This window comes from Pseudomonas sp. SLBN-26 (assembly GCF_006715895.1).
Taxonomy (GTDB): domain Bacteria; phylum Pseudomonadota; class Gammaproteobacteria; order Pseudomonadales; family Pseudomonadaceae; genus Metapseudomonas; species Metapseudomonas otitidis.
Genome location: NZ_VFOB01000001.1, coordinates 993,222 through 1,018,351 on the forward strand (window position 1 = coordinate 993,222; position 25,130 = coordinate 1,018,351).

The 25,130-nt window shown below is 69.1% G+C and carries 23 protein-coding genes; 12 read left to right on the plus strand and 11 right to left on the minus strand.

Features of this window, described 5'->3' with window-relative positions; translation table 11 throughout:
• Window positions 1–6 precede the first annotated feature (6 nt).
• Window positions 7–687, plus strand: coding sequence for a DUF3313 domain-containing protein (locus FBY21_RS04550; protein ID WP_142008969.1), 681 nt, complete (start codon window positions 7–9; stop codon window positions 685–687).
• A 49-nt stretch (window positions 688–736) separates the two neighbouring features.
• On the opposite strand, the gene FBY21_RS04555 is transcribed toward FBY21_RS04550, so the two are convergent.
• Window positions 737–1,612 (minus strand): LysR substrate-binding domain-containing protein, encoded by an 876-nt coding sequence (locus FBY21_RS04555; RefSeq protein ID WP_142008970.1) that lies wholly within the window; start codon window positions 1,610–1,612, stop codon window positions 737–739.
• Window positions 1,613–1,746: 134 nt separating this feature from the next.
• On the opposite strand from FBY21_RS04555, the gene FBY21_RS04560 reads away from it, so the two are divergent.
• Genes FBY21_RS04560 through FBY21_RS04575 form a run of 4 tightly spaced genes read left to right on the plus strand, consistent with a single transcriptional unit; the run spans window position 1,747 to window position 5,953 of the window.
• Window positions 1,747–2,796 carry an agmatine/peptidylarginine deiminase gene (locus FBY21_RS04560; protein ID WP_142008972.1) on the plus strand — a complete coding sequence of 350 codons (1,050 nt, stop codon included), beginning with the start codon at window positions 1,747–1,749 and terminating at the stop codon, window positions 2,794–2,796.
• A 4-nt stretch (window positions 2,797–2,800) separates the two neighbouring features.
• Window positions 2,801–3,715 (plus strand): N-carbamoylputrescine amidase, encoded by a 915-nt coding sequence (aguB, locus tag FBY21_RS04565; protein ID WP_142008975.1) that lies wholly within the window; start codon window positions 2,801–2,803, stop codon window positions 3,713–3,715.
• Window positions 3,712–4,803 carry an extracellular solute-binding protein gene (locus FBY21_RS04570; RefSeq protein ID WP_142008977.1) on the plus strand — a complete coding sequence of 364 codons (1,092 nt, stop codon included), beginning with the start codon at window positions 3,712–3,714 and terminating at the stop codon, window positions 4,801–4,803. Before aguB ends, FBY21_RS04570 begins: the two co-directional genes overlap by 4 nt.
• A 25-nt stretch (window positions 4,804–4,828) precedes the next feature.
• Window positions 4,829–5,953 (plus strand): agmatine/peptidylarginine deiminase, encoded by a 1,125-nt coding sequence (locus FBY21_RS04575; protein WP_142008979.1) that lies wholly within the window; start codon window positions 4,829–4,831, stop codon window positions 5,951–5,953.
• Window positions 5,954–6,154: 201 nt separating this feature from the next.
• Here FBY21_RS04575 and FBY21_RS04580 read toward each other — a convergent pair whose 3' ends face one another.
• The 4 genes from FBY21_RS04580 to FBY21_RS04595 all read right to left on the minus strand — a co-directional run bounded on the left by FBY21_RS04580 (window position 6,155) and on the right by FBY21_RS04595 (window position 10,834).
• Window positions 6,155–7,615 carry a PepSY-associated TM helix domain-containing protein gene (locus FBY21_RS04580; protein WP_142008981.1) on the minus strand — a complete coding sequence of 487 codons (1,461 nt, stop codon included), beginning with the start codon at window positions 7,613–7,615 and terminating at the stop codon, window positions 6,155–6,157.
• Window positions 7,616–7,625: 10 nt separating this feature from the next.
• The gene (locus FBY21_RS04585; RefSeq protein WP_142008983.1) at window positions 7,626–9,797 is read right to left on the minus strand and encodes a TonB-dependent receptor; all 2,172 of its coding nucleotides are present in this window, start codon (window positions 9,795–9,797) and stop codon (window positions 7,626–7,628) included.
• 59 nt (window positions 9,798–9,856) lie between these two features.
• On the minus strand, window positions 9,857–10,246 hold the full coding sequence (locus FBY21_RS04590) for a DUF2946 domain-containing protein (RefSeq protein WP_142008985.1): 390 nt from the start codon (window positions 10,244–10,246) through the stop codon (window positions 9,857–9,859).
• A 141-nt stretch (window positions 10,247–10,387) separates the two neighbouring features.
• A complete protein-coding gene (locus FBY21_RS04595) occupies window positions 10,388–10,834 on the minus strand; it encodes a hypothetical protein (protein ID WP_142008988.1) in 447 nt (148 codons plus the stop codon).
• Between the two features lie 163 nt (window positions 10,835–10,997).
• Here FBY21_RS04595 and FBY21_RS04600 point away from each other — a divergent pair, with 163 nt between their 5' ends.
• Window positions 10,998–12,638, plus strand: a complete 1,641-nt coding sequence (locus tag FBY21_RS04600) for a hybrid sensor histidine kinase/response regulator (RefSeq protein WP_142008990.1) — start codon at window positions 10,998–11,000, stop codon at window positions 12,636–12,638.
• Between the two features lie 6 nt (window positions 12,639–12,644).
• Here FBY21_RS04600 and FBY21_RS04605 read toward each other — a convergent pair whose 3' ends face one another.
• Window positions 12,645–13,283 carry a LuxR C-terminal-related transcriptional regulator gene (locus tag FBY21_RS04605; protein ID WP_142008992.1) on the minus strand — a complete coding sequence of 213 codons (639 nt, stop codon included), beginning with the start codon at window positions 13,281–13,283 and terminating at the stop codon, window positions 12,645–12,647.
• Window positions 13,284–13,544: 261 nt separating this feature from the next.
• Between FBY21_RS04605 and FBY21_RS04610 the strand changes: the two genes are divergently transcribed.
• Window positions 13,545–14,057, plus strand: coding sequence for a YcxB family protein (locus tag FBY21_RS04610; RefSeq protein WP_142008995.1), 513 nt, complete (start codon window positions 13,545–13,547; stop codon window positions 14,055–14,057).
• 86 nt (window positions 14,058–14,143) lie between these two features.
• Window positions 14,144–14,746 carry a hypothetical protein gene (locus tag FBY21_RS04615; protein WP_142008997.1) on the plus strand — a complete coding sequence of 201 codons (603 nt, stop codon included), beginning with the start codon at window positions 14,144–14,146 and terminating at the stop codon, window positions 14,744–14,746.
• 3 nt (window positions 14,747–14,749) lie between these two features.
• Here FBY21_RS04615 and FBY21_RS04620 read toward each other — a convergent pair whose 3' ends face one another.
• Complete coding sequence (locus tag FBY21_RS04620) at window positions 14,750–16,132, minus strand: putative bifunctional diguanylate cyclase/phosphodiesterase (protein WP_142009000.1); 1,383 nt, start codon at window positions 16,130–16,132, stop codon at window positions 14,750–14,752.
• A gap of 196 nt (window positions 16,133–16,328) precedes the next feature.
• Window positions 16,329–17,591, minus strand: a complete 1,263-nt coding sequence (locus FBY21_RS04625) for an OprD family porin (protein WP_142009002.1) — start codon at window positions 17,589–17,591, stop codon at window positions 16,329–16,331.
• 407 nt (window positions 17,592–17,998) lie between these two features.
• Here FBY21_RS04625 and FBY21_RS04630 point away from each other — a divergent pair, with 407 nt between their 5' ends.
• From FBY21_RS04630 to FBY21_RS04640, 3 genes are all read left to right on the plus strand, one after another.
• Window positions 17,999–18,775 (plus strand): IclR family transcriptional regulator, encoded by a 777-nt coding sequence (locus FBY21_RS04630; RefSeq protein WP_142009004.1) that lies wholly within the window; start codon window positions 17,999–18,001, stop codon window positions 18,773–18,775.
• 252 nt (window positions 18,776–19,027) lie between these two features.
• Window positions 19,028–19,783 carry a sugar phosphate isomerase/epimerase family protein gene (locus FBY21_RS04635; protein ID WP_301308417.1) on the plus strand — a complete coding sequence of 252 codons (756 nt, stop codon included), beginning with the start codon at window positions 19,028–19,030 and terminating at the stop codon, window positions 19,781–19,783.
• A 33-nt stretch (window positions 19,784–19,816) separates the two neighbouring features.
• Window positions 19,817–20,695, plus strand: a complete 879-nt coding sequence (locus FBY21_RS04640; protein ID WP_044402620.1) for a DMT family transporter — start codon at window positions 19,817–19,819, stop codon at window positions 20,693–20,695.
• Between the two features lie 76 nt (window positions 20,696–20,771).
• Here the strand turns inward: FBY21_RS04640 and FBY21_RS29830 are convergent, their stop codons facing one another.
• The 3 genes from FBY21_RS29830 to FBY21_RS04650 are packed head-to-tail and all read right to left on the minus strand — an operon-like array spanning window position 20,772 to window position 23,456.
• A complete protein-coding gene (locus FBY21_RS29830) occupies window positions 20,772–20,897 on the minus strand; it encodes a hypothetical protein (RefSeq protein WP_260845184.1) in 126 nt (41 codons plus the stop codon).
• 32 nt (window positions 20,898–20,929) lie between these two features.
• Window positions 20,930–21,868, minus strand: coding sequence for a magnesium transporter CorA family protein (locus FBY21_RS04645; protein WP_044402622.1), 939 nt, complete (start codon window positions 21,866–21,868; stop codon window positions 20,930–20,932).
• 4 nt (window positions 21,869–21,872) lie between these two features.
• A complete protein-coding gene (locus tag FBY21_RS04650) occupies window positions 21,873–23,456 on the minus strand; it encodes a RimK family protein (RefSeq protein ID WP_142009010.1) in 1,584 nt (527 codons plus the stop codon).
• A 94-nt stretch (window positions 23,457–23,550) separates the two neighbouring features.
• Between FBY21_RS04650 and rimI the strand changes: the two genes are divergently transcribed.
• Complete coding sequence (gene rimI / locus FBY21_RS04655) at window positions 23,551–24,795, plus strand: ribosomal protein S18-alanine N-acetyltransferase (protein ID WP_142009012.1); 1,245 nt, start codon at window positions 23,551–23,553, stop codon at window positions 24,793–24,795.
• Window positions 24,796–25,130 lie beyond the last annotated feature (335 nt).

The following is a 25,130-nucleotide window of genomic DNA, read 5'->3' on the forward strand; positions in this document are numbered from 1 at the left end:
ACCCGCATGAACCCGATCCGCACGCTGCTCCCCGTTGTCCTCGCCGTGGGTGTCGCCCTCGGTGGCTGCACCAGCAAGACCGTGAGCCAGGACCAGTATTCCGGCTTCCTCTCCAGCTACGAAGGCCTTGAGCCGACCCGCTCCGCCTCCGGTGTGCCGGTGATGCGCTGGGTGGACCCCGGCTTCGACCTGTCCCGCTACGACAGCCTGGTGCTGCAACCGCTGGGCTTCTACCCGCAACCCAAGCCCGATGCCCGCATCGACCAGGCCACCCTGGATGCCGTGCTGGCCCGTGCCAACCAGCAGATGGCCGCCGTCCTGGGGCAGCGCCTGCGCCTGGTCCGCCCCGAGCAGGCCGGCCCGCGCACCCTGGTGTTCCGTGGCGCCATCACCGGCGTCGCCGCCGCGAACCAGGGCCTGCGCCCCTACGAGGTGCTGCCGATCGCCCTGGTGCTGGGCGGCGCCATGGCCGCCACCGGCGAGCGCGACCAGAACACCGAGCTGTACCTGGAAGGCGAGCTGGTGGAGAACACCACCGGCAAGTCAGTGCTGCGGGTGGTGCGCAAGGGCTTCGGCAAGACCCTGAGCAACGACCGGCAGAAGGTCACCGCCGCCGACCTGGCCCCGGTGATCGACCAGCTCACCCGCGACGCCCTGCAGTTCCAGACGGCCAAGACCGCGCCGTAAGCCGCCTGCCTGCCGGTTTCCCAGCGGGGCCGGCAGGCTGCTCGATACCTCAATCCGCGACGCCGGCCGCTGCCTCCAGGCGGGCCAGCAGCCAGTCGCAGAAGCTGCGGGTGAGGGCATCGCCCTCGCTGTCGCGGTGCACCAGCCAGCTCCAGTTCGGGCCGCGGACCTCACGCGCCGACAGCGCCACCAGCAGGCCCTGTTCGCGCACCCGGGCCGACAGCAGCCGGCTCACCAGGGCAATGCCCAGGCCCTGGCTGGCCGCGTCCAGCAGCAGGCCGGGGTCGGAGAAGTTCAGGCCCTGGCTCTGTTGCCCCACGTCCTCACCGCCTTGTACCTGCCAGTGACTCCAATCCATTTCCCGTTCGCCGTGCAGGGTGGTGCGTGCGGCTGCGGGCGTGGCCAGCAGTTCGGGGTGGCAGGCCGGCTGCAAGCGGTCTTCCAGCAGTACGCGGAAGCTGCATTCAGCCTGGGCGCTGAGGTCGTCGCGCACGGCGATGTCGATGGTCTGGGTGGCCATGTCCGGGGTTTCGTCGGTGGTCAGCAGCCAGAGGTCCACCTCGGGGTGGTGCCGGTGGAAGTCCGCCAGGTTCGGTACCAGCCAATGGCGGGCGAAGGCCGGCGTGGTGTTCACCACCAGCTGGTTGGGCTTGCGGTACTGGTCCAGTCGGCGGATGCCCACGGCCAGTTGCTGAAGCATCGACTGGGTGGTGCTGAGCAGGTCCAGGCCGGCGTCGGTGAGGGCCACGCTGCGCCCGTTGCGGAAGAACAGCGGCTGCTCCAGGTAGCTTTCCAGGCTGCGGATCTGCTGGCTGATGGCCGACTGGGTCAGGTGCAACTCATCCGCCGCCTTGTGGAAGCTGCCCAGCCGTGCGGCGGCTTCGAAACCCCGCAGGGCGTTCAGGGGAGGCCAGTGCTTGAGCATGATTGATAAGCCTGTCTAATCAGAAATACGGAAAAAGCATCGTTTGTTGGCCCGAATCATCGGGCCTAGCATGCAGCCCATCACCGCGGCCACGGTTTTCAGTGATAACAAATCTTTAACTGAAGGCACTTTGTATGCAAATCGACGATGCACGCGACGGCTGGTTCATGCCGGCGGAATGGGCGCCCCACGCCGCCACCTGGATGGCGTTTCCCCACAACCAGGCGCTCTGGGAGCACGGCTGGGGCGTGACCCTGGCGGACGTCCAGGGCGACTTCGCCCGGGTGGCCAACGCCATTGCCCGCTTCGAACCGGTGAAGCTGGTGGTGGACCCGTCCGTCGTGGAGCGGGCGCGGGCCTTGTGCGGGCCGAATGTGGAGCTGGTGGTGATGGCTATCGACGACAGCTGGTGCCGCGATTCCGGCCCGAGCTTCGTGCTGCACCCGCGCCTGGGCGCCGCCGGCGTCAGCTGGCGCTTCAATGCCTGGGGCGGCAAGTCGGCCCATGGCCTGGACGCCACCCTGGGGGCGCGCATCCTGGCGGACCTGGGCCTGGACTGCCTCCATGCGCCGCTGGTGAACGAGGGCGGCGCGATCCATGTGGACGGGCAGGGCACGCTGATCACCACCGAGTCGGTGCTGCTCAACGCCAACCGCAACCCCGGCGTGAGCAAGGCCGAGATGGAGGCGCTGTTCGCCCGCCTGCTGGGGGTGCGCAAGACCATCTGGCTGCCGGGCGACCCGGACCACGTCACCGGCGACATGACCGACGGCCACGTGGACGGCGTCTGCGCCTTCGCCCGGCCCGGCGCGCTGCTGGTGGACGCCACCCGCGACAGCGGCTCGGTGTACGCCGACGTGGTGCGGGAGAACCGCCGTGCGCTGGAGCTGGCCACCGATGCCCGGGGCCGTCGTTTCGAGATGCTGGAGCTTTTCGAGGCCACCGACGCGGTGGACACCGAGGCCGAGGTGTTCTGCGCCTCCTACACCAACTTCTACATCGCCAACGGCGCCATCATCATGCCGGCCTACGGCATTGCTGCGGACGACGAAGCGGCTGCCACGCTGCGCCTGGCGTTCCCCGGCCGCGAAGTGGTGCCGGTGCGCATCAACCACCTGGCCCATGGCGGCGGCGGGGTGCACTGCATCACCCAGCAGCAGCCGGCCTGGCCGCTGGAGGGTTGAGCCGATGAGCCTTCTCACCGTCGCCACCACCCAGTTCGCCTGCAGCTGGGACCTGGCGCGCAACCTGGACCGGGCCGAAGCGCTGGTGCGCGAAGCGGCCGCCCAGGGCGCCCGGCTGATCCTGCTGCAGGAGCTGTTCGCCACCCCGTACTTCTGCATCGAGCAGGACCACCGCCACCTGGCCCTGGCCCAGGAATACGGACGCAGCCCGATCCTCGCGCGCTTCGCCGACCTTGCCCGGGAGCTGGGCGTGGTGCTGCCGCTGAGCTGGTTCGAGCGGGCCGGCAACGCCTACTTCAACACCCTCAGCGTGGCCGATGCCGACGGCCGCCTGCTGGGCGTCTACCGCAAGACCCATATCCCCAACGCCATCGGCTACCAGGAGAAGGAGTACTTCAGCCCCGGCGACACCGGCTTCCGCGTCTGGGATACCGCCCATGGGCGCATCGGCACCGGCATCTGCTGGGACCAGTGGTTCCCCGAGACCGCGCGCTGCCTGGCGCTGATGGGCGCCGAGGTGCTGCTGTTCCCCACGGCCATCGGCTCCGAGCCGGGGGCGGCCGGGCTGGACTCCCGCGACCACTGGCAACTGACCCAGCGTGGCCACGCGGCCGCCAACATCCTCCCGGTGATCGCCGCCAACCGCGTCGGCGAGGAAGTGGCCGGCAGCGACGCCGACCTGCGCATGCGGTTCTACGGCTCGTCCTTCATCACCGACCACAAGGGCCGCCTGCTGGCCGAGGCGGACCGTGAATCCGAAGGCGTGTGGGTGCAGGCGCTGGACCTCCCGGCCATGGCCGAGGAGCGCCTCACCTGGGGCGTCTACCGCGACCGCCGGCCGGAGATGTACCGCCCGCTGCTGGGCCTGGACGGGCGTCACAGCCACTGCCACTGGCACCCCACGGAGGCCGGCCGATGAACATGGGCAGATCCCTGCTGGTCCTGGCCCTCGGGCTCGGCCTGGGCAGCGCGCACGCCGAGGAGAAGCTGCTGCGCCTCTACAACTGGGCGGACTACTTCGCCCCCGACACCCTGGAGGCCTTCACCCGCGAGACCGGCATCCGCGTCATCTACGACGTGATGGACAGCAGCGAGACGCTGGAAGCCAAGATGATGTCCGGCCACAGCGGCTACGACCTGATCTTCCCCGGCGACACCGTGGCCGAGCGGCTGATGCGTGCCGGTGCGCTGCAGCCGCTGGACCCGGCCAGGCTGGAGCACCTGGACGAGATCGAGCCCGGCCTGAAGACATTGCAGACCCGCTACCCGTACTCGCGCCACGCCACCGTGCCCTACACCTGGGGCACCATCGGCCTCACCTACAACCAGGCGCAGATCGATGCGCGCCTGCCCGGTGCGCCGGTCAACAGCCTGGACATGCTGTTCAAGCCCGAGCTGGCCGCGCGCTTCGCCGATTGCGGCATCTCCCTCATCGACTCCCCCGACGAGGTGCTGGCGGTGGTGCTCAACTACCTGGGGCATGACCCGCGCAGCGCCCGGCCGGAGGACCTGGCCGAGGCCGTGACGCTGCTCAAGAGCATCAAGCCCTACATCCGCAAGTTCCAGTCGCAGCCGGTCACCCAGCTGGTCAACGGCGACATCTGCCTGTCCCTCGGCTACAGCGGCGACATGACCCAGGCCCAGCGCAGCGCCGACGAAGCCGGCAAGGCCGTGCGCTTCCAGTACCGGGTGCCCCGCGAAGGCACCACGGTGTGGATGGACACCATGGCCATTCCCGCCGACGCCGTGCACCCGGAGTACGCCTACGCGCTGATCAACTTCCTCATGCGCCCCGAGCGCATGGCAGCCATCAGCAACGCCACCGGCTACCCGACCTCCAGCGCGGCGGCGCGGCCCCTGGTGGCCGAGGACATGCGCAACAACCCGGACATCTACGTCGACGCGGCCACCTACCAGCGGCTGATTCCCGGCAAGGACATCCCCCAGCGGGACATGCGCGCGCGGATGCGTGCCTGGACCACCTTCAAGACCGCCCGGTCCCAGTGACCGCCCGTTGAACGGAGCACGTGCAATGACGACACGACGCGATTTCATGAAACACATGATGGTGGTCAGCGGGCTCGGCGCCACGGCCACCCTGGGCCTGGGGTTCGGCGCGGCGCGGGTGCCGGCGGCGCTGGCCGCCAGCTGGTACATGCCCGGCGAGCACCACCGCCAGGAGCGGGTGATCATCGCCTACGCCGCATCCTCCGCCATCTGGGAGGACTGGGCCGGCGCGGTGAACGCCACCCTGGGCAAGCTGGCCCGCACCATTGCCAAGTACCAGCCGGTCACCGTGCTGCACCGCCCCGGCCAACTGGCCCAGGCGCGCAGTGCCTGCGGCACGGTCAACGTCGAGTACCTGCCGGTGGCGCTGGATGACGTGTGGGTGCGCGACTACGGCGGCTGCTTCGTGACGGACGGCGCTGGCGGCCTGGGACTGGTGGACTTCAACTTCAACGGCTGGGGGCGCAAGCAGGCAGCCGGCAACGACACCCGCGTCGCCGACCTTCTCAGCGAGGAGATGGAAGCCAACTACCTGCGCAGCGCGCTGGTGGGCGAGGGCGGCGGTATCGAAGTGGACGGCGCCGGCACGGCGATCCTCACCGAGAGCTGCTGGATCAACGGCAACCGCAACCCGGGGCTGGGCAAGGCACAGATCGAAGCGGAGCTGAAGGCCAACCTCGGGCTGCGCAAGATCATCTGGCTGCCCGGCATCAAGGACAAGGACATCACCGACGCCCACGTGGACTTCTACGCGCGCTTCGTGGAGCCGGGCGTGGTCATCGCCAACCTGGACAACGACCCGAAGTCCTACGACTACGCGGTGACCCGCCGCCACCTGGAGATCCTCAAGGCGGCCACCGACGCCGATGGCCGTCGCCTGGTGGTGCACACGCTGCCGCCGCCGCTGAAGGTGCGCAGCAATGTGTACACCCAGGGCAACCCGGACTTCGCCCCCGGCTACATCAACTTCCTGCTGCTCAACGGCGCGGTGATCGCCCCGCAGTTCGGCGATGCGGCGGCGGACGCCTACTGCAAGTCGCTGCTGACCCGGCTCTACCCGGGGCGGGTGGTGGAGCAGCTGAACATCGACCCGATCGCCGCCGGGGGCGGCGGCATCCACTGCGTGACCAAGCACCTGCCGCAGGTCTGAGGGCAGGTGCAACCCGGCGTGATGGCCGGGTGCTACCCACAGAAACGGTGGATGACTCTGTGGATAAGCGGTTGACCGACGACCTCGGCGCCCGGCAGGCGGGGCCTGTGCCGGGCTGGTGGTTTTCTGAACGGTGGGTGTGCACAAGGTTGCGGGGCGGGGAGCCCGTGCGCGCCGGGTTGCACCGGCGCGCACGGTGTTTCAGCGCCTGCGCCGCCGTGGGCGCAGGCGGCGCCAGCCGATCACCACGCCGCTGAGGCAGATCGCCAGGCCACCGAGGCTGAAGCCGATGACCAGCGCCTCGCGCAGCAGGGGTCGCTCCAGCAGCGGGGGCCAATCCCAGCTGTGCAGCAGGTTGAACAGCCAGCGGCCGGCCCGGCGATTGCCGTCCAGCACGTCCAGCACCGCGCCGGTGTGCGGGTCCAGGTGGACCCAGCTGTGGCCGTCGTCCTCGAACCGGAGCCGCAGCATCGGCAGGCGGCGGGGCTGGCCGCCGTACATGCTGGCGTCACCCCGGGCGTAGTAGTACGCGTCGTAGTGCTGCAGCCATTCGGCGTGGGCCACCGGGATCGGCGCAGCCGCTTCCAGGGTCGCCTGGGGCAGCTGTTCCAGCGCCGGGCCGGTGCCGTCCAGTGGCAGCACGCGGCTGTTGCCCTGGGCATCCAGCGCGCTGAGGTAGGCATGCCCGCCGAGCATCCGCCATTCCAGCTCCACCGGTGCGAGGCCCGATTGCTCCAGGCGCTGCAGGGCGCTCGTCAGGTCGCCTTGCAGTGTCGCCGCGCTGAGTGGGGCGCCCTGGAAGGCTGCCAGCGTCAAGGTCGAGCGGCCTTCGGTGAGGTGCCAGGGGCGCATGGACATCAGCCCGCTGAAGATCCACAGCACCAGCAGGGTGCCGAACAGCAGCCCGCTGATGTGGTGCCAGCGGCCGAACCCGGAGGGGTAGGGCGAGCGCGAGCCGCTGCGGTAGGGCTTGGAGAAGCGCCAGCGCAGCAACCCGACCACCATGCCCAGCAGGGCCATCAGCGTGGCGGCGAGGGCGAGGTAGATGACGATGTTCGACCAGGCGCCATCCAGCCATCCACCGCGCAGCGGATACAGCCAGTGCAGCCAGGCCCCGAGCAGGTTCCAGGCGCGCTCGTGGGCGCTGGCGTCGCGCACCACTTCACCGGTGCGCGAGGACAGGTAGAGCTGGGTGCCGGCGGCATCGCGCAGTTGCACGCGGTGCAGGGGCCGGTCCGCGTCGAGGGCGCGGCTGTGGCTCCAGAGGTCTTCCTCGACCAGGCCGAGGTGGTCCGCCTCGGCGCCGCCGAAGTGCCGGGCGATGCCCAGCGCTTCGGCGGAACCGACCCCGTCCAGCACCTGGCCGCTGCGGGCGTCCACCGCGCGGTTGCCGCTGGCGTAGCCGAGCAGGTAGCGCGGCTGGCCCGCCACCTGGGCCAGGCGCAGGCTGCGCGGCGGCTCGCCGCCGGCCGCCTGCAGGGCCTGGGCCGGCGACACGCAGCCGGTACAGGCCAGCGGCGCCTGGTGCTGCAGGCGCTCGGCCTGGGTCAGCTTGGGGTAGCCGACGTAGAGCATGACGATGCCGGAGACGAACCACAGCGCCATGAACAGGCACAGCGCGATGCCCAGCCAGCGGTGCCAGAGGTAGAGGTGGCGTTTCATCACGGCCGCCTCAGAAACGCAGGTCCAGCGCTACTTCGAGGCTGCGCGGCTCACCCAGGTAGTACTGCGCGTTGCTCTGGTGGATGAAGCGCGCGTAGACCTCGTCGGTCAGGTTGCGCAGCCGCGCGCTGACCTTGGTGTTGGCGTCCAGTTGGTGCTCCACGAAGGCGCCGTAGAGGGTGTAGGAGGGCACCCACTGGGTGTTGGCGTTGTTGGCGTACACCGCCGACACGTAGCGCGCGTCCACGCCGGTGCGCCAGCCTTGCACCGGCTCCCAGGTGAGCCAGAGGTTGGCCAGTCGGTCGGGGATGTTCACCGGGGTCTTGCCCTTGCGCGAGACGTTGACGCCGCCGACGGTCTCGTTGAAGTCGTCGAAACGGGCGTCCACCCAGGAGAAGTTACCTTCCAGGGTCCACTGCGGGGTGAAGCGGTAGGAGGCCGCCAGCTCCACGCCGTCGGAGGTCTGCTGGCCGGCCTGGACGGTGCCGTTGGGGTTGTTGACGTCGCTGATGGGGAAGTCCTTGCGAACGATCCGGTAGGCGGCGACGGTGGCGCTGCCACGGCCTTCGTCGAAGTCCAGCTTGCTGCCCACTTCCAACTGCTTGCCGGTGCTCAGGTCGTAGTCGCGCACCTGGGTGAAGGAGGCGCCGGTGAGGGTGCCGCCCGGCGGCTCGGCCGAGGTGCTGTATTGCACATAGAGGTTGGCGTCGGAGGTGAACTGCCAGACCAGCCCGGCACGCCCGGTGATGGCGTCCCAGCGGCGCTCGAAGGAGGATGGCGCGTTGGCGCTGACGGCGCCGTGGTTGGTGGCGTCCAGCTCGATGTGGTCGTAGCGCAGGGCGGTGATCAGCGAGAGGCTGTCGGTCAGCTGCTGGCGGTTTTCGGCGAAGCCGGAAGTGGTGCGCACCTCGTTGCTGCGGGCCTTGACCAGCCCGCTGGCCATGCCGGGGATGTCGTCGAAGCTGCCGGGGTCGGGGTTGCCCGGGGTGACGATGTCGACGGTGCCGCTGCTGGAGCGCGGGTAGACGCTCTGCTGGTTGACGCTGTAGTCGAGGCCGAAGGCCCAGTCGCTGACGCGGCCGAACAGCTCGCCCTTGTGCAGCAGCTCCAGGCGGTTGCCGTTGAGCTCCTGGTCGTGGCGCTGCAGGTAGGCGCTGCTGCGGACGATGTTGCCGGCGGCGTTGTACTTGTAGACCTCGAGGTTGCGGTAATCGCGCTGGCCTTCGTAGTGGTAGAAGGTGTTGCGCAGGCTGGTGGCGTCATCCACCTGGTAGTCGGTGATGGAGCGCAGCCAGCGGGTGCGTTGCTCGTAGCGGCCGTCGTCGACGTTGTAGTTGCTGAAGCGGTCGTGGCGGTCGATCTTCAGCTCGCCGGTGCGGTTGGCGTTGAGCGTCGGTGCGCCCCAGTAGGGGCTGTCTTCCTTCTCTTCCAGGTACTCCACCGCCAGGGTGTGGGAGAGGCGGTCGGTGAGGTCGCTGAGCAGGGAGAAGGCGACGTTGCTGGCGCCGCGCTCCTGGCGGTCGATGTAGCCGTTGCTGTCGTTGCGGCTGAAGTCCAGGCGCGCGTAATGACGCGGGCCGGGGCCGTCGTTGAGGGCGCGGTTGATGCCGATGGAGGTTTCCCGGTCATCGAAGCGGGCGTAGCGGATGCGCGCTTCGCCGCTGTCCTCGCGGCTGGCCAGGCGGGTGATGTAGTTGAGGCTGCCGCCCACCGAGCCGCTGCCGTGGAGGAAGGAGGAGGGGCCGCCGACCAGCTCGACGCGGTCGTAGATCCAGGCGTCCACCGGGCGGTTGGCGGCGCTGTACTGCAGGCTGATGCCGTTGAACAGCTGGTTGACCTGGGCACCGTTGAAGCCGCGGTAGGCGACGTAGCCGCCCCAGCCGGGCGGGGCGGAGGCGTTGACGCCGGGCAGGGCGTTGGCCACGTCGAGGAAGTTGCGCGCGCCGATGCGGTCGATCTTCTCGCGGTCGGCCACGGCCACCGAGGCGGGGTTCTCCCGCAGGCTCAGGCCCAGGCGCGAGGTGCCGGGGGACTGGCTGTCCAGGTCCAGGCCGGGTTGCTTCTCACGGTCGGCGTTGACGGTGCTGGTGGGCAGTTCGAGGGCGTCGTGCTTGTTTTCAGTGGCGTAGGCGAGGTTGCAGGCGCAGATCGCCAGCGCCAGGCAGGTGTACTTCGGAGTCATGGAGGCTCTTTCCTTGCAAGCGTGCAGCAGCGAGCCGGCGCGTCAGGCGCCGGGGCGGTTCAGGCGGGCAGGAAAAGAGCGGGGGAGGCGCGGGGGTTGAGCGAGGGCCAGCGTTCGCGGGGCGGCGGCTGGGGGTGCTGGTTGGCGTCGAGGGACACCACGCGCGGGGCGATGCCCAGGTCGAGCTGCCAGGCGTCGCTGTTCAGCGCAACGGCGGCAGCGTAGGAGGAGCACAGCGGGCAGGTGAACTGCATCTGCGCGTGGTCGCTGCCGTTGTCGCCGAGGCTGTCGGACGCATCGTGGCCGAGGCTGCAGTAGCCGCCATCAAGACCGCTGAGCTCCAGGCCGGTCATCTGGCCGTGGTGCAACCCGCAGGCGAACAGGCTGAACAGGACGCTCGCGTAGAGCAGCCAGGCGGTCAGTGTCCGGGTCGAGGGGGCGGGTTTCATGGGCGGCGACTTTATCAGTCGGCGGTACTGGCGCGATACGGACGTGTCCGAAATTTCCTTGCCAAATGAAGGAGTTGGGCCTCTGGCGCGGCCTTGGAAGCGGGGCTGCGACCATTGGGCGCAGCCCCGTGGCACGCGCGGCTACTGCCCGCCGCCGCTGCCGCCACTGGCGCCCCCGGTGGCACCGCCACTCGCGCCCCCTGTGGAGGAGCCGCCCGTGGAGCCCCCGGAGCCGGTGCCCGTCCCTGAACCTGTGCCCGAGCCGCCGTTACCCATGCCGTCGCTGCCCATGCCGCCGGACCCGTTGCCGCCCGGGGTGGTGGGGCTGCCCGAGGTGCCGGTCCCGTTACCGGTGCCGTTCGACGAGCCATTGCTGCCAGGGCCGGTGTTGTTGCCTGGCAACGCGCCCGGCGAACTGGGCGAGGCGGGGGAACCGGGGCTGGTGGCGCCGGGCTGGGTGGGGCCGGTGCTGCCGTCGTTGGCAGCGAGCGCCGGCAAGGCGCTGGCACCGAGCACGGCGCCGAGCAGCAGGGTGTAGAGGGGGCGTTTCATGTCCATGGTCGTCTCCTGGGTTGCATTGACTGACACAGGGTTCGGCCTGTGCCGGTCCCAGGAGGTTCGGGTCAGGTGGACCAGCGGTCGCCCAGCGCGGCGCAGGCGAAACGCAGCCTTGAACGAGGCCCCGCATGGCGCATAAGGTGTCCGCCTCGATGGAACCGGCTCCCGACGGAGCCCCGCACAGGGAAAGCCCATGAGCACTGCACCGGACCGCGTCCTGGACACCGAACGCTCCCAGGCAGTCGTCCGCCTGGTGATGGCGGTGGCCGCCAGCCTCTACATCAGCTTCATGTTGTTCACCGGCCTGGCGACGCCGGCGCAGACGGTGCCCATCCTCATCTACTTCGGCTGCTTCTTCTTCGCCAGCCTGGTGCTGCTGGCCTGCATCGTGCGCTGGCCCGGGCATTACCCGGCGCGGCGGCTGTTCAGCATGCTGCATGACTATTCGGCGCTGACCTTCGGCCTGGTGGTGGGCGGTCCGCCCCTGCTGCCGGTGTATGGCGTGCTGCTGTGGGTCACGGTGGGCAACGGCCTGCGCTATGGCTCGCGCTACCTGACCATCGCCACCGGCCTGGCGCTGTGCTGCCTGGCCACCGTCACCCTGACGTCATCGTACTGGCGGGAGCAGCCCTACCTGGTGCTCACCCTGGTGGTCACCACTCTGATCGTGCCGGCCTACGTCAACGTGCTGCTGGCCCAGGCCAAGCGCGCCAGCGAGGCGGAACGTGCCGCCAACCTGGCCAAGTCGCGCTTCCTCGCCCAGGCCAGCCATGACCTGCGCCAGCCGATCCACTCCATCAGCCTGTTCACCGCCTGCCTGCGCGATGCCGAGCTGGGCCAGGACGAGCGCCGCCTGGTGGACAGCATCGACAAGTCGCTGCACAGCGTGGCCCAGCTGTTCCGTTCGATCCTCGACATGTACAGCCTGGACGGCGGCAAGGTGGCGCCGCGCCTGCAGCCGGTGTCGGTGTCCGAGCTGCTGGGCGAGCTGGTGGAGCAGAACGCCCAGGCGGCGCGCTGGGCCGGGGTGGACATCCGCCTGCGGGTGCCGGGTGACGTGCATGTCTCCTGCGACCCGAACCTGCTGGCGACCATGGTGCAGAACCTCATCTCCAACGCCCTCAAGTACGCGCCGGGCAAGCCCATGCTGGTGGCCTGCCGGCGGCGCAACGGCGGCTGGTCCGTCGAGGTGCACGACCGGGGCAAGGGCATCGCCCCGCAGCACCTGGAGAACGTCTTCGACGAGTTCTACCGGGTGCGCCAGGCCCGTGACCACGACATCGAGGGGGTCGGCCTGGGGCTCGCCATCGTGCGTCGGCTCAGTGGCCTGATGGGGCTGGAGATCCGCATCGCCTCACGGCTCGGGCGCGGCACCAGCGTGGCCATCGAGGGCCTGCAGGCGGTCCAGGCGCCGCAGCGCCAGCCGGCGACCGCGAGCAGCCTGCCGCTGCGCCTGCTGGACGGGCTGCGGGTGCTGCTGCTGGAGGACGACCGCAACGTGCTGCATGCCACCGCCAGCCTGCTGGAGCGCTGGGGCTGCCGGGTGGAGGCCAGCGCGGCCCTGCCGAAGGCACCGGAGGCGTGCGACCTGGTGATCACCGATTTCGACCTGGGCACCGAGGCCTCCGGTGCGGACTGCATCGCCCGCCTGCGGGACCAGGCCGGCTGGCCGGTGCCGGCGGTGGTGATCACCGGGCACGACGTGCGCCGCGTGCAGGATGCGCTGGGCGACCCCGACGTGCCGGTGCTGTCCAAGCCGGTGCACCCGGCGGAGCTGCGTTCGGTGCTGATGGCACTGAAGGTGGGGCTGGCGCGGGAACACGCCGAGGCCTGAGCGGCCTCAGAGCCCCGTCTTGGCGGCCCAGGCCGCAGCAGCGGCGCGGCTGCTGACCCCCAGCACGCGCAACAGCGAGGAGACGTGGATGCGCACGGTGAAGGGCGAGATGTCCAGCTCCCGGGCGATCTCCTTGTTGGACAGGCCGTTGGCGATCAGCCGCAACACGTCCTGCTGGCGCGGGGTGAGCTGGGTGTAGAGCGGGTCGACGTCGAGCCCGCCGTCGAGGCCGGCCTGGCTGTGGTCGTAGCGCACCACGAACTCACCGGCGAGGATCGCCGCCAGGGCCGCGCCCATCTCGTCCGGCGCCACGGCCTTGCCGATGAAGCCATCGGCCCCGGCGGCCATGACCTCGTCGACGGTCTTCTGGTTGTCCACCATCGACACCACCGCCAGGGAACTGCGCTTGAAGGCCTGGCGCAGCTCGCCGATGGCCGCCATGGACTGGCCGGGGAACAGCAGGTCGAGGATGAACAGGGCAGGGGGCGGACCTTCGTGTGCCAGGGCCAGCACCTCGTCCATGGTGCCGGCTTCTTCGATCACGGCGTGGGGCAGGACGCGCTGCACGATGCGGCGCAGGCCTTCGCGGAATACGGGGTGGTCATCGGCGACGATGACCCGTTGCTGGGGTGTTTCTGCGGGCATCCGTACGTTCTTGTTCTGGCGGAATGAGGCGTCCAGATGTCGTGGGACAGGGCTCCGGGCGCGGCTCAGGGTAGAGCCAAACGTACCTTGGCGCCAACCGCCTGACGCGCAGACCTGATCATCGGCGATGCTGGCGTCTGGCCCCCATGGGAGGGTCCATCGCCCAGGTGGCGGGGCCTGCGGAGGTTTTGTGCGGGGCGTCATCGCCGTGTGATCACGCGGCCGTTATGCTGCGCGACCGATCACCGCAGGACGCCCCGGATGAGCGAGCCGACCCTCACCCCCTATCGCATCAGCGAGCAGGACTACCTGCGCAGCAGCCGCCTCGGCGGACGCCTGCGCACCCGCCACCGCAACCTGCTGCTGGCGGGGCTGTTCGTGCTGGTCGCCATGGCCTTGTACTCGCTGAAGATCGGGGACAAGGCTATGGGTAGCACCCTGATTGCCTGCGTGTTCGGTGGGCTGCTCGCCGCCCTGGTGATACGTCTGGTGGTGCGGCCGGTCCTGGTTCGCCGGCAGTACCGCCGCTATGCGCTGATGCAGCAGGAGCAGAAGGTCGGCTTCGCGCCCGAGGGCCTGCACTTCCAGTCGGCCGTCGGCCAGGCGGTCGTCAATTGGAGCAACTTCCATGGCTGGCGGGAGAACGACGAGTTCCTGGTGCTGTTCATCGCGCCCCGGGTCTTCTACGTGCTGCCCAAGCGGATCGCCGAGGCCGGCTTTCCCCTGGAGTCGCTGCGCACCACCCTGGCGCGGGAAGTCGGCCCGTCCTACTGAGGGGTGTTCGGAATGGGGCCTGTGCACAGCCTCGTCCTGCCACTTCCAGTAGAGTGGCGGCCCCTCGATGCCACCACGGAAGGTCCATGAGCACGCCACGCATTCGCCTCTTCGCGAGCAACGTCCATTTCGTCGACACCGACTTCGAACGCCTGCAACCCCTGGCCCCCGTCAACAGCACGCTGGGCAAGCTCATCCTCGCCGTGATCCTGGGCATGCTCGGCCTGTTCGTGCTGGGTTTCTGGAGCGATCAGGAGTGGCTGGTGGCCCTGGGGCTGCTGGGTGCCGTTGTGGTGCCGCTCGTCATGCTGGGAGTGAGCAGCTGGCTGCACCCGCCGGCGCGCGAGGAGGCCTATTTCGACGCCGAGGGCCTGTTGCTGAAGCTGGTGCCGGCACGCGAGTCGGAGCCGGGGCGGGAGGTGCGCATCCCCTTCGCGGCCCTGCAGGACCTGGTGATGGAGTCCAAGGTCAACCGCGAGGGCAGCCGCATCCACCAGTGGCGGCAGTACCGCATCCGCACCCATCAGGAGGGGGAGCGCCCCCACGTGTTGATCAACACCTTCCGCCCGCTGCACCTGGTGCTCCAGGACCTGGAGCGGATCAGCCAATTGCCCGGTGCGGCCGAGTTGCCGATACGCCTCGAACTGCCCCGGGAGCAGCACGATGCGCTGATGCAGGCGGAGCGCTGAGGATCAGCCGGCGGCGTCGGCCTGCCGCTCGGCGCGTTCGCTGACGAAGGCCTGGAACGCCTGCAGCGGCAGCGGGCGGCTGAACAGGTAGCCCTGGTATTGCAGGCAACCGCTGTCGGCGAGGAAGCGTTGCTGCGCCTGGGTCTCCACGCCCTCGGCGATCACGCTCATGCCCATGCTCTGGCCCAGGGCGATGACGGTGCGCACGATGGTTTCGCTGCTGCTGTCGGTGAGCACGTCGCAGACGAAGGAGCGGTCGATCTTCAGCTTGTCCAGGGGCAGGCGCTTGAGGTGGCTGAGGGACGAGAAGCCGGTGCCGAAGTCGTCGAGGGAGAAGCGCACGCCATGTTCCACCAGGGCGGTCATCTTCCGCGACAGGTCCTCCATGTCCTGCACGATCAGGGTCTCGGTCAGTTCCAGTTCCAGGTTGCGCGCCTCGATGCCCGACTGCTGGATCAGCCCCAGCACGTCGTTGACGAAGGTGGGCTGGCGGAACTGGTTCTGGCTGATGTTCACCGCCAGACGCAGCTCGCGGAACAGCGGGATGGCCTTCCACGCGGCCAACTGGGCGCAGGTCTCGTGCAGCACCCACTGGCCGATGGGGATGATCAGCCCGGTCTTCTCGGCGTGGTCGATGAATTCGGCAGGTGCCAGCAGGCCGCGCTGCGGGTGCTGCCAGCGGATCAGCACTTCGGCGCCGAGCACGCGCCCCTGGATGTCCAGCTGCGGCTGGTAGTGCAGCACGAACTGCTGCTCCCGCAGGGCCGTGCGCAGGTCGCGGTCCAGCTCGGAGCGCTCGGCGGCATCGGTCTGCAGGATGTGCAGCAGCAGGAACAGCATCACCGCCGCGGCGATGCTCTGCACCCAGGAGCCGATCACCCGCAGCTCGTCCGGCAGGCCGTAGCCCAGGCCAGGGCTCCAGGAGGTGGAGGCCATGGCGGTGAACAGCGCCAGGCAGAACAGCGAGACGCCGTAGCGCAGCCACATCGGCTCGTCGCGGAAGGCCATCAGCGCGGCCACCGACACCGGTAGCAAATAGAGGTGGGATGCCCGAGGTGCTGCCGGGCTGGGCTCGTCCAGCAACAGGGTGGAGATGCTGATGACCACCACCAGCACGGCGAACAGCAGGAGGTTGGCGCTGCGCGCGCGGTTGCGCAGGGTCAGGGCCAGCACGCCGAGCCCGCAGAGCACCAGCAGCAGGTCCATCGCCACGATCAGCCAGGCGCCGCGTACCGCGAACACGGCGCCCCAGAGCACCCCGATCACCAGCATCACCAGGCTGGCCAGCATCCGCATGCGCCGCTCGCGGCGCTGGCCGATCAAGGCCAGGTCGTGGGCGAGCCACAGCTGCTTCAGGCGTTTGAAAAAGGGCTGGGACGCGGGCATCGGGGGGCTGAATACCTGGAGGGTCGGTATTCATTCTTGAGGAGGTTTGGCGGTTTGCAACCCGGCGGCAAGCGAAACGGCAGCCGGTGTCGTGGATGGACAAGGGAAACAGGAGGTTCCGGCATGCCGGTGCCAGGTGGCGGGCACGAAAGAAGGGCCCGCCAAGGCGGGCCCGAGGTCCAGCGAGGACGGGGCGTCAGAGCAGTGAGAGCGGGTAGCTCACGATCAGGCGATTCTCGTCGAAGCTGTTGGTGTTGCCCCAGTCGCGGCGCTGGCTGGAGTTGCGCCATTTGACCGAGAGGCTCTTGAAGGTGCCGGACTGGATGACGTACGCCAGCTCGCTCTCGCGGCCCCATTCCTTGCCATCGGTCACGCCGCCGACATGGGCGTCGCTGCCGTGGATGTAGCGGTTCATCAGGGTCAGGCCGGGCGCGCCGAGGGCGGCGAAGTTGAAGTCGTGGCGCAGCTGCCAGGAGCGCTCCTTGGCGTTGTCGTAGCTGGAGTTGTAGCTGTCGTTGGCCAGGGTGCCGCCGCTGGTGCCGTTGACGCGCATCCAGGCGTCGTCGCCGCTGACCTTCTGCAGGCCCAGGTAGAAGGTGCTGCTGCCGTACTTGGCGGAGAGCAGGGCGGACCAGGTGCGGTTGTCGAGGTCGCCGGCCCGGGCGGAGCCGTCTTCCCGGCCGGTGAAGTAGCCGAGGTTGGCGCCCAGGGTCCAGTCGCCCAGGGGCTGGCTGTGCACCACCTGCAGGTAGTTCTGGCGGTAGATGTCCTGCAGCTCGGCGTACCAGAGCCCGACCAGGGTGCGGTTCTCGTTGAAGCTGTATTCGCCACCGGCGAAGTTGAAGCGGTCGGAGGTGAAGGCCGCCTTACCCATCAGGGACAGGTCTTCCATGCTGGCGTCGTTGCGCGGGCTGTTGCCGCGGAACTGGCCGCCGTAGAGGGTCAGGCCGGCGATCTCCCTGGAGGTCACCTGGGCGCCCCGGAAGGTCTGCGGCAGCGAGCGGCCATCGTCGGAACGCAGGATCGGCAGCACCGGCATCCACTCGCCCACCTTCAGTTCGGTGTTGGAGACCTTCATCTTGCCGGCCACCGCCAGACGGCCGAAGTCGTCGGCCGGGCGGCCGTCGTCGTGCACCGGCAGCAGCTGGGTGCCGCGGGTGCCCTTGCCGCCGTCGAGCTTGAGGGCGTAGAGCCCGAGCACGTCGACCCCGAAGCCGACGGTGCCCTGGGTGAAGCCGGACTTGGCGTCGAGGATGAAGCTCTGGGTCCACTCCTCGGCCTGGTCCTGGGTGCTGGTGCCGACGAAGTTGCGGTTCATGTAGAAGTTGCGCAGGTTCAGCGTGGCGCTGCTGCCGTCGATGAATCCGGGGCTTTCGGCAGCCTGGGCGGCCTGGCTGGCGAGGGCGATGGCGCTGGCCAGGAGGGTGGTGTGCAGGGCGTGGCGATGAGTGAGGGGCATGGTGGCCTCTGTCTTGTTGTTGTCGGGGCGCAGGAGGCCCTTCGCGGCGTTGGCGAATGGGCGATGGGCGTGTAGCGGGTGATCAGGCCGGGCGCGGGCTGTGCAGTGCCGGGCAGGCGGCAGCGGGCTGGCGATCAGGGGCGCGAAGGCGTGGGAGGAAGCAGGTGGGGTGCATCGGGATGACCTTTCTTGTCGTTATTGGGGTCGCCGGCGTCAGGGCGCCGGGCCTGGGCCGATAGTGGTTGCAGGCTGGGCGCCGTTCAATTCTTCGAAAGCGCTTGTGTTCGATCAGCGAACGAAAACTAACTGGTTCGTACATTTTTGCGCGAAACAACGGATGCGTTCCAGGTTTCGGCCTGGGGGCTGTGTCTTCTAGAATCGCCGCACCCTCATCCAGGACCCACGCCATGGCCGGTAGCCAGATCGAACGCGCCTTCAGCCTCCTCGAACGCCTGACCTCCGACCCCCAGGGGTTAGCGCTGCAGGCCCTCTCCGATGAGCTGCAGATCCCCAAGAGCGCCACCCATCGCATGCTGGCCGAGCTGATCCGCCTCGGCTACGTGCGGCAGAACCCCGACAACAGCCGTTACCAGCTGTCCACGCGGCTGGTGGCCATGGCCTTCCGCCACCTGGCCAGCAGCGGTGCGGACATCGTCCAGCCGATCCTCGACCGCCTGGCCCAGGAGAGCGCCGAACTGGTGCGCCTGGGCGTGACCGAGGGGGGCCGGCTGACCTGGATCGCCAAGTCCCAGGGGGCTCGCTCCGGCCTGCGCTACGACCCGGACATGGGCCGGGACGCGCCGTTGTTCTACACCGCCTCGGGGCACGCCTGGCTGGCGGCCCTGAGCGACGCCGAGGCGCTGGCCCTGGTGGAGCGCCAGGGCATCGCCGACCCGGCCGGCTTCGGCCCCAACGCGCCGCGCTCGAACATCGAGCTGCTGGAGCGCCTGCGCCGCGCCCGCGAGCGCGGCTACGCCTGGGTGGTGGAAAGCTCCGCCGTGGGTATGTCGGCAATGGCCGCCGTGGTGCGCCACCCGGCCACTGGCCAGGTCATCGGTGTGCTCAGCGTGGCCGGCCCCAGCGCCCGCCTGCCGGAGGCGCGCATGCACGAACTGGCCCCGTGCCTGCTGGCTGCGGCCACTGAACTGGGCGACGCGAGCCAGGCGTCCGAACTCTTCCCGTGATCCGCTGGGCTCGCCACGGGCCGTGAAGATCGCCTATTGCGTAAAAATGGAACTCTGTTCTAAATAACGCGAAGCCGATTTCAGAACCCCCTTGCTGTGAGGTCCCCGTGTCCGTCCCGTCCTTTGCCAACCGGCTGCCTGGCCGGTTTTTTCATGCCTTCCCGATGATGCCGACCTGGCAGGAGGCGCGCCGTGGCTGACCATGCGCTGTCGCTCGCCGCCTTGACGGTGCTGGAGCTGGCACCCCCGGACATGGTCGAGGTGGCCGCTCGCACCGGCTACAGCCATGTGGGCCTGCGGCTGATCCCGGCGACGCCGGAGGAGCACCACTTCCCCGTGGTGGCCGATGCCGATCTGCGTCGGCGCACCCGCCAGCGCCTGGGCGATACCGGGGTGCAGGTGCTGGACATCGAGATCCTGCGGCTGAAGCCGGAGACCTGCGTGGCGGACTTCGCCGCCGTGCTGGAAGCCGGGGCCGAGTTCGGCGCCAGCGAGGTGCTGGTGGCCGGCAACGACCCGGATGAAGCCCGATTGACCGACCGCTTCGCCGAGCTGTGCGAGCGCGCGGCGCCCCTGGGGCTGCACGTCAGCCTGGAGTTCATGCCCTGGACCGACGCCCGCGACCTCGGCCAGGCGGCCCGGGTCGTCGAGCGGGCGGGCCAGCCCAACGGCGCGGTGCTGGTGGATGCCTTCCACTTCGACCGCTCGGCCTCGCGCCTGGCGGACCTGCGGGCCCTGCCGCCGCAGCGCCTGCGCTACGCCCAGTTGTGCGACGTGGCCGGACCGCGCCCGGACGACATGCAGGAAATCCTCCGCCAGGCGCGCAACGAGCGGCGTTTTCCGGGGGAGGGGGACTGCGACCTGGCGGGGTTGCTGCGGGCGTTGCCGGCAGGCATCCCCCTGAGCCTGGAGATCCCCACCCGGCAGTTGCTGGAGCAGGGTGTGAGCGCCGAGGCGCGGGCGCGCCTGGCGCGCGAGCGAACCCTGGCGCTGTTGGCCGGTCTCTGATCCATCGGCCTTTGCGCCGGTTCTCGAGGTGTCATGAGCGATCCGATCTCAACCGCTGTCAGCCAGCCCTTGCGCGGTGTGGCGCTGGTCCTGCTGGCGACCTTCCTGTTCGCCGGGCACGACGCACTGTCCAAGCACCTGGGGGGCCTGTACCCGGTGGTGATGGTGGTGTGGGCGCGCTACCTGGTGCACAGCCTGCTGATGGCCGGGCTGTTCCTGCCCCGCGCCGGCCTGCGCGGGCTGCGCACCCAACGACCGGTGCTGCAGGTGCTGCGGGCGCTGAGCCTACTGAGCACCAGCCTGCTGTTCACCACCGGCCTGCAGTTCGTGCCGCTGGCCGAGGCCACGGCGGTGAACTTCCTGGCGCCGATTCTGGTGACGGCGCTCTCGGCACCGCTGCTGAAGGAGCGGGTCAGTGCCGGCCAGTGGCTGGCGGTGGCGATGGGCTTCGTCGGCGTGGTGGTGATCGTGCACCCGGGCGGGGCGCTGTTCACCCCGGCGATCCTCTTCCCGCTGGGCTCGGCCCTGGGTTTCTGCGCCTATCAGCTGCTGACGCGCATCCTCTCGGCCCACGACAGCCCCACCACCAGCAACTTCCTCGCGGGGGTGTGCAACACCCTGGTGATGAGCCTGCTGGTGCCGTTCTTCTGGCAGTTGCCGAGCCTGTTCGACGGCTTGCTGCTGGTGGCCCTGGGCACGCTGGGCATGGCGGCGCACCTGTTCCTGACCCAGGCCTTCCGCCATGCGCCGGCAGCCTTGCTGGCGCCCTTCGGCTACTGCCAGATCGTGTTCGCCGGGCTGCTGGGCTACCTGCTGTACGCCCACGCGCCGGACCTGACCACCCTGGTGGGTATCGGCATCGTCTGCCTCAGTGGGCTGGGGGCGGCCTGGCTGCAACGCAGCCGTGGCTGAAGGTGGGGAGTGGAGCGTGCACAGCCGCGGGAAGGCCTGTGCGTGAAGGGGAAGCGGGGGCCGAAGCCCCCGCCGGTCAGTGTCCCGGGTCCTCCTCGTCCCGTTGCCCGCGCGGGCCGCGCAGGTGGTCGAAATAGAAGAGTACGAGGCCGAAGGCGACGATGATCGCCGAGACGGCCAGTCCGAGTTGAGCGTTCTGCATCATGGATTCCGTTTCCAATGGGTGCGGTGGGCTCAGGGCTGGTGGCGAGGGTGCGCCATTCGCCTGAGAAAGGCCAGCATGAGGCCGCTCAGGAGCAGCATCCCGAGCAGCAGGAGGGGGTAGGCGACCCACCAGGGCGCACCGGCGGTCATCATGCTGAACTCCGACATGCCGCCGATGCTGGCCACCAGGTTGAGCGGCAGGAACACCACGTTGATCAGTGTCAGCTTGCGCAGCATGTCGTTGATGCCGTGGTTGGCCAGGCTGCCCCGCGCGTCCATCAGCGCGGCGAACACCGTGGAGTAGATCCGCGCCTGCTTGTAGCACTGCTCGTTCTCGATGATCAGGTCGTCCAGGGTCGCCAGGGCGGCCGCATCCAGCTGGTACTCGGCGGCGTGGTTGCGCAGGCGCACCAGCACGGTGGCGTTGCTCTGGATGGCGTTGAGGTAGTGGATGAGGCTTTCGCTGAGGTTGACCATCTGCATCAGGTGGCTGTTGTCCAGCGAGCGGTTGAAGCGGGCCTGCAGCTCGCGGGCCACCAGCTTGATGACCCGCAGGTGGCCGAGGTAGTGGTGGACGCTGCTGAACAGCATGTCCAGCAGCACGTCGCGTGGGGTGGCGAGGGCGCCGCGCTGGCCGACCCCCTGCAGCAGCGAATCGCCGGCGGCGATCACCAGCAGCCGCGTCGGCTCCAGCAGCATGCCGAAGGCGCTCACCTCGAAGACCATGCCGTCCTGCCCGGTGCAGCGCTCCGGGCGCTTCCAGATCAGGAACAGCCGCTCGCCGTGGAATTCGATGCGTGACACCTCGTCGGGGTCCAGGGCCGAGTCCAGCGCGTGCTGGTCCAGCTGCCAGGTGCGGCACAGGTGCTCGCGTTCGCCGGCATCGGGGTCGACGCACAGCAGCACGCTGGCGTCCGCTTCGGAGGTGCGCTGCAGGCGGCCGTCGCCCAGGCGGTAGGCGTCGAGCATGGGCTCACCAGGCCTGGCCGCGACGGCGGAGATCGAGGCGGCGGATGAACTCCTCCAGCACCAGGGCGTAGAGGTCGTCCTGCAGGTAGGCGTCCTCGATGCCGGCGTCCAGGTTGGGGTTGTCGTTCACCTCGATCACCACCACGCGGTCGCCGGCCTGCTTCAGGTCCACCCCGTAGAGGCCATCGCCGATCAGCCCGGCGGCCTGCAGGGCCAGGTCCACCACGGCGCGTGGCGCCTCGTGCACCGGCAGGGTGCGGCACTCGCCGTTGATGTCGGCGCCCTTGGCCTTGTGGTTGTAGATCTGCCAGTGGCCCTTGGACATGAAGTACTGGCAGGCATACAACGGCTTGCGGTTGAGGACGCCGATGCGCCAGTCGTACTCGGTGTAGCAGTACTCCTGGGCGAGCAGCAGCACCGAGTGCTCGAACAGCTCCCCGGCCGCGCGGCGCAGCTCGGCGGCGGAGGTCACCTTGATCACCCCGCGTGAGAAGCAGCCGTCGGGGATCTTCAGCACCAGGGGGAAGCCCAGGCGCTCGCCGACCTGCTCGATCTCGCCGAGCCGCTCGCGGTAGAGGATCTCGGTGGCGGGCATGCCCAGCCCGTGGCTGGCCAGCAGGTCGGCCAGGTAGACCTTGTTGGTGCAGCGCAGGATGGAGCTGGGGTCGTCCATCACCACCAGTCCTTCGCTCTCGGCCTTGCGGGCGAAGCGGTAGGTGTGGCTGTCGACGCTGGTGGTCTCGCGGATCAGCAGGGCGTCGTACTCGGCGAGCCGTGCATAGTCCTTGCGGCCGATCAGGTCCACGGCGATGCCCAGGCGCTCGCCCACCTCGACGAAACGCTGCAGGGCCCGTGGGTTGGACGGCGGCAGCGCTTCGCCCGGGTCATGCAGGATGGCCAGGTCGTAGCGGGCCTGGCGCGGTGCGCGGGGCTGGCGCCAGACCTTGCGGCTGAAGCGGTCCAGGGCGTCGGCGAAGAGGTCCTGCTGGTCGTCCCGCAGGCGGTGCAGGGCACCCGGTCGCACACCGGTCACCTGCCAGCGTTCGCCCTTGCGGAAGTCCACCAGCAGGATCGGGCAGGGGAAGGCTTCGAACAGCTGGCGGGCAATGTCCTGGAGACTTTCAAGTTCGGTATGGCCGAAATAAAGACTCAAGGTGAACCCTTCGGTATTGCCGCAGGGTTGTTGTTCGAGTGCATCGTCCAGTGAAGTTTCAAGTTCATCCAGCGCCAGCCCATAGATGGACTTGCGGGTCAGTTCATTGATGGTCTTCACCGACGGGATGACTTTATGCCCGCGTGCCTCGGCCAACAGCGAACAGTAATAACCGTGGCCCAGGTACTTGTAGTTGCGACACAGGTTGATGACCTGCGCGCGTGGCCTGGAAGGCCCGCCGGGCGACTGTTCCAGGTAGTCGCGAGCGCTGATCAGGTAATCCGTGGGGAAGTAGGCCGACCAGTCTTCGGTCCGCTCGACAATGATCAGGGGGTGGTTGGAAAGTTCTTCCGTTTGAATCGGCGTCAATTTGAAAGTTGCTGCCGTTCGTGTTCTGTCCAATACTTCCTGCCACCGGTTCTGCACCGCATTCATGGGATTTATCGATCCGTTCGGGAACACAGGCTTTCTATTAAGCACGCGCTTTTGGAAATGTCCCGGACCGTTACGCACTCTTTACGGAGTTCCCATGAAACTTGATTTTCGCGTTGCTCGGGCGGCCGACCTGCCCGAACTGGTGGCACTGGAAAACCGCACCTTCAGTCACGACCGGCTCAGCCCCCGCAGCCTGGCCTGGATGGTCAACCGCGCCCATGCCGCCTTCACCGTGGCGGAGCATGAGGGGGCGGTGGTGGGCTATGCCCTGGTGCTGTTCCACCGGGGCACCTCCCTGGCCCGGCTGTATTCCCTGGCCATTGCCGGGCACCTGCAGGGCCGGGGCATCGGCCGGCAGTTGCTGGAGCAGGCGGAGCGCTGCGCCCACGCGCACGACTGCGCCTACCTGCGGCTGGAGGTGCGCGTCGACAACCCGGCGGCCATCGCCCTCTACGAGCGCGCCGGTTACCGGCGCTTCGCGGTGATCGACGACTACTACGAGGACCACGCCGGCGCGCTGCGCTACGAGAAGCGCATCCGCCAGCCGCGCCAGGCCGGCACCCGCCGTGTGCCCTATTACCCGCAGAGCACCGACTTCACCTGCGGCCCGGCCTGCCTGCTGATGGCCATGGCGGCGCTGTACCCGCAGCGGGCCATGGAGCGCCGCGAGGAAGTGCAGCTGTGGCGCGAGGCGACCACGGTGTTCATGACCGCCGGCCACGGTGGCTGCAGCCCCCAGGGCCTGGCCCTGGCGGCCTGGCGACGGGGCTTCCGGGTGCGCCTGCAAGTGAGCCGACGCGGGCCGCTGTTCCTCGAAGGCGTGCGCAGCGAGGACAAGCGCGCGGTGATGCGCCTGGTGCACGAGGTGTTTCTCGATGCGCTGGCCGGCACCGACGTGGAGCAGGTGGAGGCGCCCTGGGCGGAACTGGACGGCGGCCTGCGGGCCGGCGGTGTGTTGCTGGTGTTGATCAGCAGCTACCGGCTGACCCGTTCCAAGTCACCGCACTGGGTCGTGGTCACCGGGTGCGACGAGGATTTCGTCTACCTCCACGACCCCGATGTCGACCACAGCCGGCAGCCCCTGGACTGCCAGCACCTGCCGGTGAGCCGGGAAGCGTTCGCCCGCATGAGCGCCTTCGGCCGCCACAAGCTGCGGGCTTCGGTGACGCTGTTCCGCCGCGAGGGCTCAGTCGCCGCAGAAGCGCAGCCGGGTGACGCGGTAGTCGATCATGCTGCTGTGGGCCTGCATGGTCTGCAGCCACTGCTCGGCCACGTCGCGACGGGTGAAGGCGCCCATGGAGGCGACCCGCTTCCAGGTGCGCTCCTCCCGCAGGCGTGACTCCAGGACGAAGACCGCCTCCAGGCCGTGGTCCTGGTACCAGGGCAGCGTCGCTTCGCGGTCGTCGGGCCGCTGCTGCAGCTGCCGGACCTGGGCTTCGAGGGCTTCCAGCCTGTGTTGCGCCTCCACCAGGGCGGCCTGGGCCTGGTTGCGCTCCTGGCGGAGGAACTCGGTGAGGCAGCTGTTGGCGTGGTCGTCCCGCGCCTGGCGCTCGCGCTGTTCAGCCTGGCGCTGGCGCCAGGCACGCTGGCGTTCGGCGTTGCTCTGGGCCTGGCCGTTGCAGGGGCGCCCGCGCTTGCGCGGCGGAGGGGCGGTTGGGCTCATGGCGATGTCCG

What these genes read in the sequence shown, in the direction of transcription:
- FBY21_RS04550 (WP_142008969.1), top strand. Translation starts at nt 7, where the DNA reads ATGAACCCGATCCGCACGCTGCTCCCCGTTGTCCTCGCCGTGGGTGTC.
- FBY21_RS04605 (WP_142008992.1), bottom strand. Translation starts at nt 13,283, where the DNA reads ATGCCCGCAGAAACACCCCAGCAACGGGTCATCGTCGCCGATGACCAC.
- FBY21_RS04610 (WP_142008995.1), top strand. Translation starts at nt 13,545, where the DNA reads ATGAGCGAGCCGACCCTCACCCCCTATCGCATCAGCGAGCAGGACTAC.
- FBY21_RS04645 (WP_044402622.1), bottom strand. Translation starts at nt 21,868, where the DNA reads ATGCTCGACGCCTACCGCCTGGGCGACGGCCGCCTGCAGCGCACCTCC.
- FBY21_RS04635 (WP_301308417.1), top strand. Translation starts at nt 19,028, where the DNA reads ATGGTCGAGGTGGCCGCTCGCACCGGCTACAGCCATGTGGGCCTGCGG.
- FBY21_RS04555 (WP_142008970.1), bottom strand. Translation starts at nt 1,612, where the DNA reads ATGCTCAAGCACTGGCCTCCCCTGAACGCCCTGCGGGGTTTCGAAGCC.
- rimI (WP_142009012.1), top strand. Translation starts at nt 23,551, where the DNA reads ATGAAACTTGATTTTCGCGTTGCTCGGGCGGCCGACCTGCCCGAACTG.
- FBY21_RS04580 (WP_142008981.1), bottom strand. Translation starts at nt 7,615, where the DNA reads ATGAAACGCCACCTCTACCTCTGGCACCGCTGGCTGGGCATCGCGCTG.
- FBY21_RS29830 (WP_260845184.1), bottom strand. Translation starts at nt 20,897, where the DNA reads ATGCAGAACGCTCAACTCGGACTGGCCGTCTCGGCGATCATCGTCGCC.
- aguB (WP_142008975.1), top strand. Translation starts at nt 2,801, where the DNA reads ATGAGCCTTCTCACCGTCGCCACCACCCAGTTCGCCTGCAGCTGGGAC.
- FBY21_RS04575 (WP_142008979.1), top strand. Translation starts at nt 4,829, where the DNA reads ATGACGACACGACGCGATTTCATGAAACACATGATGGTGGTCAGCGGG.
- FBY21_RS04590 (WP_142008985.1), bottom strand. Translation starts at nt 10,246, where the DNA reads ATGAAACCCGCCCCCTCGACCCGGACACTGACCGCCTGGCTGCTCTAC.
- FBY21_RS04585 (WP_142008983.1), bottom strand. Translation starts at nt 9,797, where the DNA reads ATGACTCCGAAGTACACCTGCCTGGCGCTGGCGATCTGCGCCTGCAAC.
- FBY21_RS04625 (WP_142009002.1), bottom strand. Translation starts at nt 17,591, where the DNA reads ATGCCCCTCACTCATCGCCACGCCCTGCACACCACCCTCCTGGCCAGC.
- FBY21_RS04600 (WP_142008990.1), top strand. Translation starts at nt 10,998, where the DNA reads ATGAGCACTGCACCGGACCGCGTCCTGGACACCGAACGCTCCCAGGCA.
- FBY21_RS04630 (WP_142009004.1), top strand. Translation starts at nt 17,999, where the DNA reads ATGGCCGGTAGCCAGATCGAACGCGCCTTCAGCCTCCTCGAACGCCTG.
- FBY21_RS04615 (WP_142008997.1), top strand. Translation starts at nt 14,144, where the DNA reads ATGAGCACGCCACGCATTCGCCTCTTCGCGAGCAACGTCCATTTCGTC.
- FBY21_RS04620 (WP_142009000.1), bottom strand. Translation starts at nt 16,132, where the DNA reads ATGCCCGCGTCCCAGCCCTTTTTCAAACGCCTGAAGCAGCTGTGGCTC.
- FBY21_RS04570 (WP_142008977.1), top strand. Translation starts at nt 3,712, where the DNA reads ATGAACATGGGCAGATCCCTGCTGGTCCTGGCCCTCGGGCTCGGCCTG.
- FBY21_RS04640 (WP_044402620.1), top strand. Translation starts at nt 19,817, where the DNA reads ATGAGCGATCCGATCTCAACCGCTGTCAGCCAGCCCTTGCGCGGTGTG.
- FBY21_RS04650 (WP_142009010.1), bottom strand. Translation starts at nt 23,456, where the DNA reads ATGAATGCGGTGCAGAACCGGTGGCAGGAAGTATTGGACAGAACACGA.
- FBY21_RS04560 (WP_142008972.1), top strand. Translation starts at nt 1,747, where the DNA reads ATGCAAATCGACGATGCACGCGACGGCTGGTTCATGCCGGCGGAATGG.